At 66.2% G+C, this 11,755-nt stretch carries 9 protein-coding genes; all 9 read right to left on the bottom strand.

Going from position 1 to position 11,755, the window contains the following annotated elements; genetic code table 11:
• Window positions 1-7 precede the first annotated feature (7 nt).
• On the bottom strand, window positions 8-898 hold the full coding sequence (locus I6F12_RS01820; protein ID WP_036003576.1) for an outer membrane protein assembly factor BamD: 891 nt from the start codon (window positions 896-898) through the stop codon (window positions 8-10).
• 243 nt (window positions 899-1,141) lie between these two features.
• Window positions 1,142-2,104 carry a UDP-3-O-acyl-N-acetylglucosamine deacetylase gene (gene lpxC, locus I6F12_RS01815; protein ID WP_225155375.1) on the bottom strand — a complete coding sequence of 321 codons (963 nt, stop codon included), beginning with the start codon at window positions 2,102-2,104 and terminating at the stop codon, window positions 1,142-1,144.
• 364 nt (window positions 2,105-2,468) lie between these two features.
• The gene (gene ftsZ / locus I6F12_RS01810) at window positions 2,469-4,256 is read right to left on the bottom strand and encodes a cell division protein FtsZ (protein WP_074447532.1); all 1,788 of its coding nucleotides are present in this window, start codon (window positions 4,254-4,256) and stop codon (window positions 2,469-2,471) included.
• 87 nt (window positions 4,257-4,343) lie between these two features.
• The gene (ftsA, locus tag I6F12_RS01805; RefSeq protein WP_036003557.1) at window positions 4,344-5,666 is read right to left on the bottom strand and encodes a cell division protein FtsA; all 1,323 of its coding nucleotides are present in this window, start codon (window positions 5,664-5,666) and stop codon (window positions 4,344-4,346) included.
• On the bottom strand, window positions 5,663-6,691 hold the full coding sequence (locus tag I6F12_RS01800; protein WP_225155374.1) for a cell division protein FtsQ/DivIB: 1,029 nt from the start codon (window positions 6,689-6,691) through the stop codon (window positions 5,663-5,665). The genes ftsA and I6F12_RS01800 overlap by 4 nt, the downstream gene beginning before the upstream one ends.
• Before the next feature lie 350 nt (window positions 6,692-7,041).
• The gene (locus I6F12_RS01795; RefSeq protein WP_225155735.1) at window positions 7,042-8,028 is read right to left on the bottom strand and encodes a D-alanine--D-alanine ligase; all 987 of its coding nucleotides are present in this window, start codon (window positions 8,026-8,028) and stop codon (window positions 7,042-7,044) included.
• 147 nt (window positions 8,029-8,175) lie between these two features.
• Window positions 8,176-9,093 carry a UDP-N-acetylmuramate dehydrogenase gene (gene murB, locus I6F12_RS01790; RefSeq protein ID WP_225155373.1) on the bottom strand — a complete coding sequence of 306 codons (918 nt, stop codon included), beginning with the start codon at window positions 9,091-9,093 and terminating at the stop codon, window positions 8,176-8,178.
• Between the two features lie 4 nt (window positions 9,094-9,097).
• The gene (gene murC, locus I6F12_RS01785; RefSeq protein WP_225155372.1) at window positions 9,098-10,501 is read right to left on the bottom strand and encodes a UDP-N-acetylmuramate--L-alanine ligase; all 1,404 of its coding nucleotides are present in this window, start codon (window positions 10,499-10,501) and stop codon (window positions 9,098-9,100) included.
• Between the two features lie 149 nt (window positions 10,502-10,650).
• A complete protein-coding gene (gene murG / locus I6F12_RS01780; RefSeq protein WP_225136907.1) occupies window positions 10,651-11,754 on the bottom strand; it encodes an undecaprenyldiphospho-muramoylpentapeptide beta-N-acetylglucosaminyltransferase in 1,104 nt (367 codons plus the stop codon).
• Window position 11,755: the final 1 nt, after the last annotated feature.

The following is an 11,755-nucleotide window of genomic DNA, read 5'->3' as shown; positions in this document are numbered from 1 at the left end:
AAATTTCCTAGCCGAGACCCATCTTCTTGAAGGTCCGGCTGATCCAGGACCCCTGATTCTCGCTCGGCTCGAGACCGCCGGATTTTACAAGATTATAGGCGTCCTTGTACCAGCGGCTGTCAGGAAAATTGTGCCCAAGCACCGCCGCCGCGGTCTGCGCTTCGCCAACGATGCCGATCGCCATATAGGCCTCGGTGAGCCGGAACAGCGCCTCCTCGACATGGCGAGTGGTCTGGTACTGGGTCACGACGGTCTTGTAACGATTGATGGCGGCCGTGTAGTCGCGCTTCTGGGCGTAGTAGCGGCCGACATTCATTTCCTTGCCGGCGAGCTGGTCGCGCGCGCCCTCGATCTTGGCCTTGGCCGAGGTCGCATATTCCGAGTTCGGATATTTGCGCACCACCTCTTCCAGCGCAGCGATCGCCTTTTCGGTGCGGGTCTGGTCGCGGCTGATGTCCGGGATCTGGTCGTAATGGGAGGCGGCGATCAGGTATTGCGCATAGGCCGCATCCGGGCTGCCGGGATGCAGCGTGACGTAGCGGGTGGCGGCACCGATGCAACCGTCATAATCGCCGCCCTGATAGGACGCATAGGCCGACATCAGCAGCGACTTGCGGGCCCAGTCGGAATAAGGATGCTGGCGGTCGACCTCTTCGAACTTCTTGTTCGCCGCCTTCATGTCCTTCTTCTCGTTCATGAGGTACAGGCCCTCATTGTAGATCTTGTCGGCGGGCTCCTCGACGAAGGTGTCATCCTTGGCGGTGAACTTGTCCCAGAGCGCGCCCGTGCCGCATCCGGCGAGCGGCAGCGCAAGAACGATGAAGGTGACGGCCTGAATCAGCCCGCGGGCTCGCGACGAGACCGAGAAAAATCCGCGCGTCATACGCTGTGCCGACATGAGTTTTAAGCCCTGACGCCCTGTGATGCGGTGTCCGCCAGCCCACGAACCCCTCATGGGCGCGAAATGTAACCGTGGTGCCTGCCACGCGACCACGCCGATGTATCCGAAAACGATCGTTAACGAACCGGATAGGGAGGCATTTCGCCCGGATTAAGGCGAACCTGCCGCAATGCTAGCCGATCATGGTTACCAGGAGTTTCCCGGGGGCCGCCAGCCACGTTCCGAAGGCGGCAGGCCGCGTCAGGACACATCCGGTCCGAAGGCCGCAGCGACCCGGCCGCCGACGATGCCACGACCGACCTCGCCCACGGCACGCGTGGTGCGGCGGGCAGCCTCGCCCTCGACCACCCGCCAAGCGGTCCGGTCGGCGAGCAGCGCCGTCAAGACGGCGTGGTTGAGCTTATGACCGCCACGCACCGAGCGGTAGGCGCCAAGCAGCGGCAGGCCGGCCAGCGAAAGGTCGCCGATCACGTCCAGCACCTTGTGACGGGCGCATTCATCGGCGTAGCGCAGGCCCTCGGTGTTGAGCAGCCGCTCGTCGTCGAACACGACGGTGTTGTCGAAGGAGGCGCCGAGGGCATAGCCGGCGCTCCAGAGCCGCGCGACGTCGCACATCAGGCCGAAGGTCCGGGCCCGGCCGACTTCACGGCGGAAACCTTCCGGATTGAGGTCGAAGGCGTAAGCCTGCTGGCCGATGACGGGATTGGTGAAATCGATCTCGACCTCGACGCGGAACCCGTTGGTGTGGGGCCTGACCTCGCCGAAGGAGTCGCCGATCTTGACCGAGATCGGCTTCAGAACCTGGATGAAACGGCGCTGCGCCGGCTGGGTGACGATGCCGGCCTGGTCGATTGCCGCGATGAAGGCGGCGGCGCTGCCGTCCATGATCGGGACTTCGGGACCGTCGATCTCGATGGTGGCGTTGTCGACACCCATTCCCCGCAGTGCAGCAAGCACATGCTCGGCAGTGGACACCAGCGGACCGTTGCGGTCGCCGAGGACCGTGGCAAAGTCAGTCGCAATCACTTGCTCGGCGGTGGCCTGAACTTCGCGGTCACTTCCCTCAAGTCCGGTCCGGACAAAAATAAAACCCGCGTCGACAGACGCAGGCCCAAGCGTGAGAGTGACGGGAAGACCGGAATGAACGCCCACGCCTGCCACAGAGGCTTGCGCACGAAGCGTTGTTTGCCGGCTAAATTTCATCAGGAACCCGCCCCACTAAGACCCACTGCGACTTATACGAGACCTGCTTGGCCGGCCAGAGCCGACGCTACCGAATCTCCGTATCCCCAAGTCACGGCAAACCATAGTTGCAGCCTCAAACAGCGCCAACTCACGCTTTTTTACCGATTGTTACCCCAAACCTGCCGTATTCGCGCCAAGGCTTAACCAAATTGCGCCGGGTTTCGGGACCGCTATCGGCAGTTCTACTGAACCACCGAAGCCGTAATTAATCATTTAAAATCAGTTGTTTGGCTGCTCAATCCGGACATGCCCGGGACAAAAGGAAAGGTCCCGGCGAGCTCCTCGCCGGGACCTTTTTTCGTCTGCCTTATTGTAACAATCCTCAGGTCGCCTGCCGCCGCAGGAAGGCCGGGATATCAAGATGGTCGTCACCCTGTGGCGCCGGCGCAACAGGCGCGGGGCGGCCATGGACGTCCAGACCCTGCGGCGCGGGACGGCGGGCATACTCCGATACCGGCTCGTTGGACGCGATCTGCTGCGCCACGGTCTTCTGCGGCCGGCGTTCGGGCAGCGGCGGCATGGCGGGACCGGCGGTGCGGGCCGCGACCGGTGGCTCGCTTTCCTCGTCGCGACGGCCGAGGCCGACATTGGCGAGGCGCTGCAGCAGCGACAGGCGGGTCTTCTGCGGGGTCTCCTCCTCAGCCTCGCCGCGGGCCTGCCGAATCTCGGCTTGCGCCGGCATCGGCAGCTCCTCGATTCGCGGCATGCGCGGCGCGCGGGCCGGACGCTCGGCCTGCGGCGGGATGAAGGTATCAGGCGTCATCGGCTCCTGCACCGCGACCGGGGCCATGTCGGCCTCCGGGAACAGGGTCGGCTTCTGCGCGATCGGGCGCACGGTGACGTCGCCATAAGTCTGTGGCGCGGGCGGCTGCGGCACCTCGGAAACGGCAGCGGCGATCGCGGCGAGCGCAGCACGCTCGACGTTCGGACGGGGCGCGGCGGCAGCCGGAGCCGGCGCGGCGGCCGGGGTCTGGGCTTCCAGCTTCTGAGCGCGCTCGGCCAGACGCTGATTGTCGGCACGCAGCCGGGCGGTCAGGTCGGCGAGACGGCTCTCGGCGGCGGCGGCCGGGGCGGCAGCCTGCTGCATCTGCGGTGCCGGGTTGGCGACGGGCGCAGAGGTGGCCTGGCTGTTGCGGGCGATCGCGGCCTGCTCGATGCCGGTGGCGACCACCGAGACGCGGATCAGACCGTCGAGCGCTTCGTCGAAGGTGGCGCCGACGATGATGTTGGCGTCCTGGTCGACTTCCTCGCGGATGCGGGTCGCGGCTTCGTCGACCTCGAACAAAGTGAGGTCCTTGCCGCCGGTGATGGAGATGAGGAGGCCCTTGGCGCCCTTCATCGACGAGTCGTCGATCAGCGGGTTGGCGATCGCGGCTTCCGCGGCGGTCAGCGCGCGCTTGTCGCCGGAGGCTTCGCCGGTGCCCATCATCGCCTTGCCCATCTCGCGCATGACGGCGCGGACGTCGGCGAAGTCGAGGTTGATCAGGCCTTCCTTGACCATCAGGTCGGTGATGCAGGCGACGCCCGAATAGAGCACCTGGTCGGCCATCGCGAAGGCGTCGGCGAAGGTGGTCTTCTCGTTGGCGACCCGGAACAGGTTCTGGTTCGGGATGATCAGGAGCGTATCCACGACCTTGTGCAGCTCGGAGATGCCGGCTTCGGCCGTGCGCATGCGGCGCTGGCCCTCGAAGTGGAACGGCTTGGTCACCACGCCGACGGTGAGGATGCCCATGTCGCGCGCGGTCTTGGCGATGACGGGAGCTGCACCCGTGCCGGTGCCGCCGCCCATGCCTGCGGTGACGAACACCATGTTGGCGCCCGAGAGATGGTCGCGCAGCTCGTCGATCACCTCTTCCGCTGCCGCGGCGCCGACGTTCGGCTGCGAGCCGGCGCCGAGGCCTTGCGTGACGGCCGTGCCCATCTGCACGATGCGCTGCGCTTTCGACATCGTCAGCGCCTGCGCGTCGGTGTTGGCGACCACGAAGTCGACGCCCTGCAGGCCCGCCGTGATCATGTTGTTGACGGCGTTGCCGCCGGCGCCGCCGACGCCGAACACGGTGATCCGGGGCTTCAGTTCGTGAATATCAGGAACATTGATGCTGATGGTCATGGTTGCCTCTCGATCACGCGCGCGTGGGTTCGCCCCGGCCGGTGGCCGCGGGAGTTGGTGAAAATCGAAGATTGCGGAAAGCGGTCATCAGAAGCCCTCGCGTAGCCATCGTCCGACCTTTCCGAAATATCCGCCGGTCCCTGTCTTGATCTGCTGCCGCGTATGCCGCGGTTCGACATGTTCGAGGTGAACATATTGCGGGTAGACCAGAAGTCCGGCCGGCACCGCGAACGCGGCGTTCTTCGCCTCGTTGGGAAGCCGGCCGAAACCGAGCGGACGACCGACCCGCACGGGCCGGCCGAGAATCCGGGTGCCAAGATCGACGAGGCCGGTCAGCTGGGAGGCCCCGCCCGAGAGCACGACGCGGCCGTTCGGCTCTGCGGCGAAGGGCGAATCCTTCAGCTTGTCCCGAACCATTTCGAAGACTTCCTCGGCACGGTGCTTGACGATGTTCGCGATGGTGGCGCGGGAGACGATCTGCGGCAGATCCTGCTCGTCACCGGCTGTCGGCACAGACATCAGCTCACGCGAGTCCGATCCGCCGGTGATGACGGTGCCGTATAAGGTCTTGATTCGCTCGGCATCGGCAATGGTCGCCGAGAGTCCGCGCGCAAGATCCATCGTGATGTGTTGCCCGCCGACCGCAAAACCTGCCGCGTGCACGAAGCGGCCGCCCGAATAAACGGCAATCGTGGTGGTGCCGGCGCCCATCTCGACGACAGCGGCGCCGAGATCGGCCTCGTCGTCGGTCAGCACCGAGAGTCCGGCCACATAGGGGCTCGCTGCCATGGCTTCGACATTGATGTGGCAGCGCTCCACCGCCAGCATCAGGTTCCGCGCCACGGTGGCGTCGCAGGTGACGACGTTCATGTCGACGCCGAATTGGTGCGCGACCATGCCGCGGGGATCGCGGATGCCTTTGACACCGTCGAGCGTGTAGCCGACCGGCAGGGCGTGCAGCACGGTGCGGCCTTCGCCGGTGGCGTGGCGCATGCCGGTGGAGGTGACGCGGCTGACATCGGCCGGCGTCACGGCGCCGCCACGAATGTCGGCGGCAGCCTCGACCAGCTGGCCGGCGAGCCGGCCGCCGGAGACCGACAACAGCACGGACTCGACCCGCACCTTGGCCATCTTCTCCGCAAGTCCGACGGCCTGGCGCACCGCCTGCTCGCATTCGCCGAGATCGATCACCGCGCCGGCCTTCATGCCGCGCGCCTGGATCTGGCTGTAGCCGATCAATTCCACCGCATGGGTGCGGCCGCGCAGCGCATCGCTCGGCGGCGACGGCTTCAGCCGCGCGATCATGCAGGCGATCTTGCTGGTGCCGATGTCGAGGCAGGCGACGATGCCGCCGCGCTTGTGCGGCATCGGGCGCGTCTTCGGCGTCTGGGTGCGATCGAGACCGGTCATGCGGAATCCCCGGCCTTCTTTTTCTTCTTGTCCTTGAACAGCTCCTCGCGCGCCTTGGCGGCGTCCTCGGAGAGCTGCACCACCAGCCGGTCCGGCAGGCGCATGTCGACGGCGACGATATCGCGCGAGAACAGCCTGTCCTCCTTGTCGAGCTTCGACAGCATCGCAAGCGCGTTGCCGACGTCCTGCTCGGGCAGGCGAATGTCGAGACCGTCCTTGAGCCGCAGGTTCCAGCGCCGCTCGCCGACGTAGATCGCGGCCTTGGTCACCGAATGGACCTGCGGGTAGCGCGCCAGCAGCGCCAGGAAATCGCGGGCCTGGGTCTCGGCGCCCTTGCCGACCACGAGCGGCAGCGACAGGAAGCGGCGCGAGACATAGGGCTCGAGCACGGCGCCGTCGTCGGCGATGATGGAGAGCCGGCCGGCCTCCTGCCACAGCGCGAACGCCTTGCGCTCGGTGAGCTCGATCATGAGCTGGCCCGGATAGAGCTTCAGCACGGTCGCATCCGCGATCCAGGGATTGGCCTTGAGCTTGTCGCGCACCGCCTCGGCATCGAGGAACAGCAGCGAGGAGCGGCCGCTGACGCCGCCGATCGCGAGGATCTCGTCCTGGGTCAGCTGCTTGCGGCCGTTGATGACGACGGAGGTGATGCGGAAGCCGGCGGAATTGGCCAGCGCATTGCGGGCATCGCTGACCGCGGTGACGAAATCCTGGAGGTGGCCGCCCTTGACGATGCCGAAGCCGCAGCTGCCGATCAACAGCAGCACGGTCATGCTGAGGCCGACCCGGCGCGGCAGATAGCGCTCGACCAGCGCGACCAGGCGCGGCGGCGGCTCGCGCTCGACGGCGGCCTTGGCCTGGGCTTTGGCTTTGGCCTTGTCCCTGGCGGCAGCGCGCGCCGCTTCGCGCTTGACCTGCGCCCACTCGCGCAGAAGCACGACCGCTCCGATAGCGGCCGCCTTCAGGTCAGCTTGGGGCCTCAGCGATCCGAAAAGCGATCGGGTGAGGCGTCCTGCACCATCCATTGCACGAGCTCGTCAACAGTTTGCCCGCGACATCGCGCGGATCCTGGCGAACATGACGTCTCGGACTTGCCGGGCCGGGTGCTGGTCTTCAGCAGAAGAAAACCTCTCCCCTTCAAAGCGTTCGCTGGAGGTGACATCACCCGCGACAGCTCACGCGCCGGCAGCCAAAGCGCCATATGCGCCGCCAGCGTTAACCTTCGGACGTCCTGGTAAACAAAAGGTAAAATTCGTTAACGACCTGCGCATTTTGCCTCGCGATATCTGGCATTTGCGCCGCCATGTCCGGCATTTTACCGGTTTTGGCTACCAAACCGGCCCGTTTCGCCGGTCCGGCCGTTAACCAGTCCTGACTATTTCCGCACGCGCTGGCAGGCGAGCTCGACCAGGCCGCGCAGGAAGTCGACGAACTCGATGCCTTCGGCTTTCAGCGCCTTGGGGTAGAGCGAGGACTTGGTCAGCCCGGGCAGCGTGTTGGTTTCGAGATAGACGAGGCCCTTGTCCGAGACGATGAAGTCAGAGCGGGAGTAGCCGGTGCAGGACATTGCGCAATGGGCCAGCATCGCCTGCTCCTTAAGCGCGGCGGTGATCTCGGGTGCGAAGCGGCCGGGGCAGATCTCCTGGGTCGATTTCAGAAGATATTTCGCCGCGTAGTCGAAATTGCCCTCGCCCGGAATGATCTCGATCGGCGGCAGCGAGATGATCGAGCCGTCGGTGCGCTCCAGCACACCGCAGGTCGCCTCCACGCCGACGATGTAGGGTTCGATGACGTACTCTTCATGCTTCGCTGCGTTGCGGACAGCGACGAGGTCCTGCTTGGCATTGACGAAGATCAGGCCGTAGCTCGACCCGTCGCGCGCGGGCTTTGCGATCAGCCTTCCATACTCGGCGAAAGCCTCGTCGATATCATCGAGCGCAAGATTTTCCGGCGGCGTCACGCCGCCGAGCGCGGCGAAGCGCTTGGCTGCGATCTTGTCGAAGGCCAGATGCGACGACGCCGAGCCCGAGCCGGTGAAGGGCACGCCGCGCGCCTCGCACATCACCTGCAATTCGCCGTTCTCGGCCCGCCCGCCGTGCAGGCCGAGCACCAGCACGCGATCCTCAGCCTTGGCCCGGTCGAGCGCCTGCGCGAGCGGGACGCCGCGCGTGCCCGGCTTGAATTCGTCCTCGAACGGGCGGGCATGCTCGAGCAGCTGCTTCGACTGCACGACGTGCACCTTGTCCTCGACGTCCCACCACCAGAGGTCAGCCTCGGGCAGCGCCTGATGCAGCGCCTGGGCTGTGGCAACCGAGACGAGACGCTCGCGGTTGGAGCCGCCGAAGAGGATGGTGATGCGCATGTTTCTGTCACCCATGTGTATCGTCATTCCGGGATGCGCCGAAAGGCGCAGGCCCGGAATCCATAACCTCGATCGTGAGTATGGATACTCGGGTGCGCAATTGCGCACCATAGCTCGCGACTTCGTCGCGCTCCGGAACGACGGTGATCATGAAACCCCGATCCGCTTGATTTCCCAGTGTAGCTCGATTCCGGAATTCGCCTTCACGCGTGCACGTACCGTCTCGCCCAGCGTCTCGATGTCGTGCGCGGTGGCCTCGCCGGTGTTGATCAGGAAGTTGCAGTGCATCTCCGAGACCTGCGCGCCGCCGGCGCGCAGGCCGCGGCAGCCGGCGGCGTCGATCAGCTTCCAGGCGGAATGGCCGGGCGGATTCTTGAAGGTCGAGCCGCCGGTTTTCTCGCGGATCGGCTGCGCGGTCTCGCGATGGCTCTGCACCTCCGCCATCCGCGCGCGGATCGCTTCCGCGTCCCTGATCTCGCCGCGAAAGCGCGCGGAGGTGAAGATGATGGAGGGATCGACGCCGCTGCTGCGGTAGACGAACTTCATCTCGGCGTTGGAGAAGACGTGCTTGGTGCCGTCGCGCCCGACGCCCCTCGCCTCGATCAGCACGTCCTTGGTCTCGCCGCCATTGGCGCCGGCATTCATGCGCAGCGCACCGCCGATCGTGCCGGGAATGCCGAAATAGAATTCGAGCCCACTGATATTGGCGGAGGCCGCAACTTCGGCCACGCGCTTGTCGAGCGCAGCCGTGCCGGCGGTGACGATGTCGCCGCTCGCAGTCGCCTCGCCGAAGGCGCGCGGCGCGAGACGAATGACGACGCCGGCAATGCCGCCGTCGCGCACGATCAGATTGGAGCCGACCCCGATGACGTAGACGGGAATGGCGGAGGCGAGATGCGCCAGGAAGTAAGCGAGATCGTCCTCGTCCGCCGGCGTGAACAGCACCTGCGCGGGACCGCCGACGCGAAACCAGGTGAGCTCGGCCAGCGACTGGTTCGCCAACAGCCGCCCGCGAAGCTCGGGCATCGCGGCTTTGAGTGAAGGGGTGATGTCGGGAAATCCCACCGCGCTACCCCAGCGCCTTCAGCTGGTCCGGCAGCGCATACGCCCATTGCGTGATGTTGCCGGCGCCGAGACACACAACGAGATCGCCGCTCTTGGCGATGCCATGAACGATTTTGGCTAGTTCGCCGGCATTGGGCAGCGGGATCACCTCGCGATGGCCGTGGGCGCGCAGGCCGGCGACGAAATGGTCGCGGTCGATGCCTTCGATCGGCGTCTCGCCGGCAGCATAGACGTCGGCGACGACGACCGCATCGGCATCGTTGAAGCAGGTGCAGAACTCCTCGAACAGCGATTGCAGGCGGGTGTAGCGATGCGGCTGCACCACCGCGATCACCTTGCCGGTGTAAGAATCGCGCGCGGCCTTCAGCACGGCTGCGATCTCCACGGGGTGATGGCCGTAATCATCGATCACGGCGGCGCCGTTCCACTCGCCGGTCTTGGTGAAGCGGCGCTTGACGCCGCCGAAGCCGGCCAGCGCCTTGCGGATCGCCTCGTCCGACACGCCGAACTCGTGCGCGACCGCGATCGCCGCCGTCGCATTCGAGGCATTGTGCCGGCCCGGCATCGGCAGCGCGAGATCGGCGATCTCGTGCGTGGTGCCGTTCTTGCGGTCGCGGATCACGACCTTGAACTTCGAGCCGCCGCCGCCGGCGGTGAGATCGACCAGCCGCGCATCGGCCTGCGGATTCTCGCCATAAGTGATGATGCGGCGGTCCTCGATCTTGCCGACGAGGCTCTGCACGACGGGATGATCGATGCACATCACGGCAAAGCCGTAGAACGGCAGGTTCTCGACGAAGTGACGAAACGCGTCCTGCACCGCCTCGAAGGTCTTGAAGTGATCGAGATGCTCGGGGTCGACATTGGTGACGATCGCGACATCGGTCGGCAGCTTCAGGAACGTGCCGTCGCTCTCGTCGGCCTCGACCACCATCCAGTCGCCGGCGCCAAGCCGCGCGTTGGAGCCGTAGGCGTTGATGATGCCGCCGTTGATCACGGTCGGATCGAGCCCGCCGGCGTCGAGCAGCGTGGCGACCATCGTCGTCGTGGTGGTCTTGCCGTGGGTGCCGGCGATGGCGACGCAGCTCTTCAACCGCATCAGCTCGGCCAGCATCTCGGCGCGGCGCACCACGGGAATGCGCCTCTCGCGCGCCGCCATCAGTTCCGGATTGTCGCGCTTGATCGCGGAAGACACGACCACGACCTCGGCGCCGTCGATATTCTCGGCCTTGTGGCCGACCGAGACTTTCGCGCCCTTCTTGCGCAGGCGGTCGAGATTGTAATTGTCGGCGGCGTCCGAGCCCTGCACGGCATAGCCGAGATTGGCCAGCACCTCGGCGATGCCGCTCATGCCGATCCCGCCGATCCCGACGAAGTGGATGGGTCCGATCTCGCGCGGCAGTCTCATGTGGTTTCCTTGGGGTCATCGTCCGCGAACGCGGACGATCCAGTACTCCGCGACGCCGGAGATTCAAATCAACTGCGTCGGATACTGGATGCCCCGCTTTCGCGGGGCATGACAAGTGGCTTTTTTGGCCATTCGGGCCGGAACAGGCGTCAGATTCCGGCGGTCTTCACCACGAGATCCGCCAGCCGCTCGGCCGCATCGAGCCGTCCCGCCCCCTTCGCCGCCGCCGCCATGGCGGCAAGCCGTGCCGGCTCGGCGGCGAAGCCGGAAATTTCGGATGCCAGCCGGTCGGAGCTGAACTCGGTCTGCGGGATGCGGATCGCGCCGTCGACCTTGGCCAGCACGCCGGCATTGGCGAACTGGTCCTGGTCGATCGAGCCCGGCAACGGCACCAGGATGGAGGGCCGGCCGATCGCGGCGAGCTCGGCCACGGTCCCCGCACCGGAGCGCGATACCACGAGATGATTGGAGGCGAGCCGCGCCGGCAGATCCGTGAAGAACGGCGCGAGCTCGGCCTTGATCTTGAGCTTGTCGTAGACGGCGCGCACGCGGCTCATGTCCTCTTCGCGCACCTGCTGGGTGAGGACGAGACGGCTCCACAGCGCAGGCTCGAGCCTTTCGATCGCGCCCGGCACGATGTCGGCCATGATGCGCGCGCCCTGGCTTCCGCCGACGACGAGCAGACGCAGCGGACCGTTCGGCTCGGGCGCGGCATACTTCACCGCGGCGGCCGCGAGGATCGCCGGACGCATCGGCGTGCCGACGGTCGTGGTCTTGCCTGCCAGCGCCGGATCGCGATCGAGCACACCGGGCAAGGACGTCGCGATGGCGCGCACGCGGCTCGACAGGAACCGGTTGGCGCGGCCGAGCACGGCGTTGGCGTCGTGGATGATGCCGGGCACGCCGGCGAATTTCGCCGCGACCAGCGGCGGCAGCGTCGGATAGCCCCCGAAGCCGACGACGGCGACGGGCTTCAGCCGCTTGATCAGCGCGTAGGCGGACAGCGTGCCGGCGGCAAGCGTGAGGCCGGCATAGGCCAGCTGAAGCGGATTGCGGCCGCGCGCGGTCTCGCTTCTGACGACGTCGATCATGTCCTTGCTGAATAGCCCGCTATAGCGCAGCGCGCGCTCGTCGGTGACGAGGCGGACGCGATAGCCGCGCCGGATCAATTCGACGCCGAGCGCCTCGGCCGGGAACAGATGGCCGCCGGTGCCGCCCGCGGCGAGAAGAATCAGGGGGGACGTGTCCATAATG

Origin of the sequence: Bradyrhizobium sp. IC4059 (assembly GCF_020193615.1) — a bacterium.
Taxonomy (GTDB): domain Bacteria; phylum Pseudomonadota; class Alphaproteobacteria; order Rhizobiales; family Xanthobacteraceae; genus Bradyrhizobium; species Bradyrhizobium yuanmingense.
The sequence above is the reverse complement of the archived record's forward strand: the minus strand, read 5'-3'. Positions and strand labels throughout refer to the sequence as shown.

Coding starts and splice junctions, on each gene's coding strand:
- ftsZ (WP_074447532.1), bottom strand. CDS start 4,256: ATGACCATCAGCATCAATGTTCCTGATATTCACGAACTGAAGCCCCGG.
- I6F12_RS01795 (WP_225155735.1), bottom strand. CDS start 8,028: ATGCGCATCACCATCCTCTTCGGCGGCTCCAACCGCGAGCGTCTCGTC.
- I6F12_RS01800 (WP_225155374.1), bottom strand. CDS start 6,691: ATGGATGGTGCAGGACGCCTCACCCGATCGCTTTTCGGATCGCTGAGG.
- I6F12_RS01820 (WP_036003576.1), bottom strand. CDS start 898: ATGTCGGCACAGCGTATGACGCGCGGATTTTTCTCGGTCTCGTCGCGA.
- murC (WP_225155372.1), bottom strand. CDS start 10,501: ATGAGACTGCCGCGCGAGATCGGACCCATCCACTTCGTCGGGATCGGC.
- lpxC (WP_225155375.1), bottom strand. CDS start 2,104: ATGAAATTTAGCCGGCAAACAACGCTTCGTGCGCAAGCCTCTGTGGCA.
- ftsA (WP_036003557.1), bottom strand. CDS start 5,666: ATGACCGGTCTCGATCGCACCCAGACGCCGAAGACGCGCCCGATGCCG.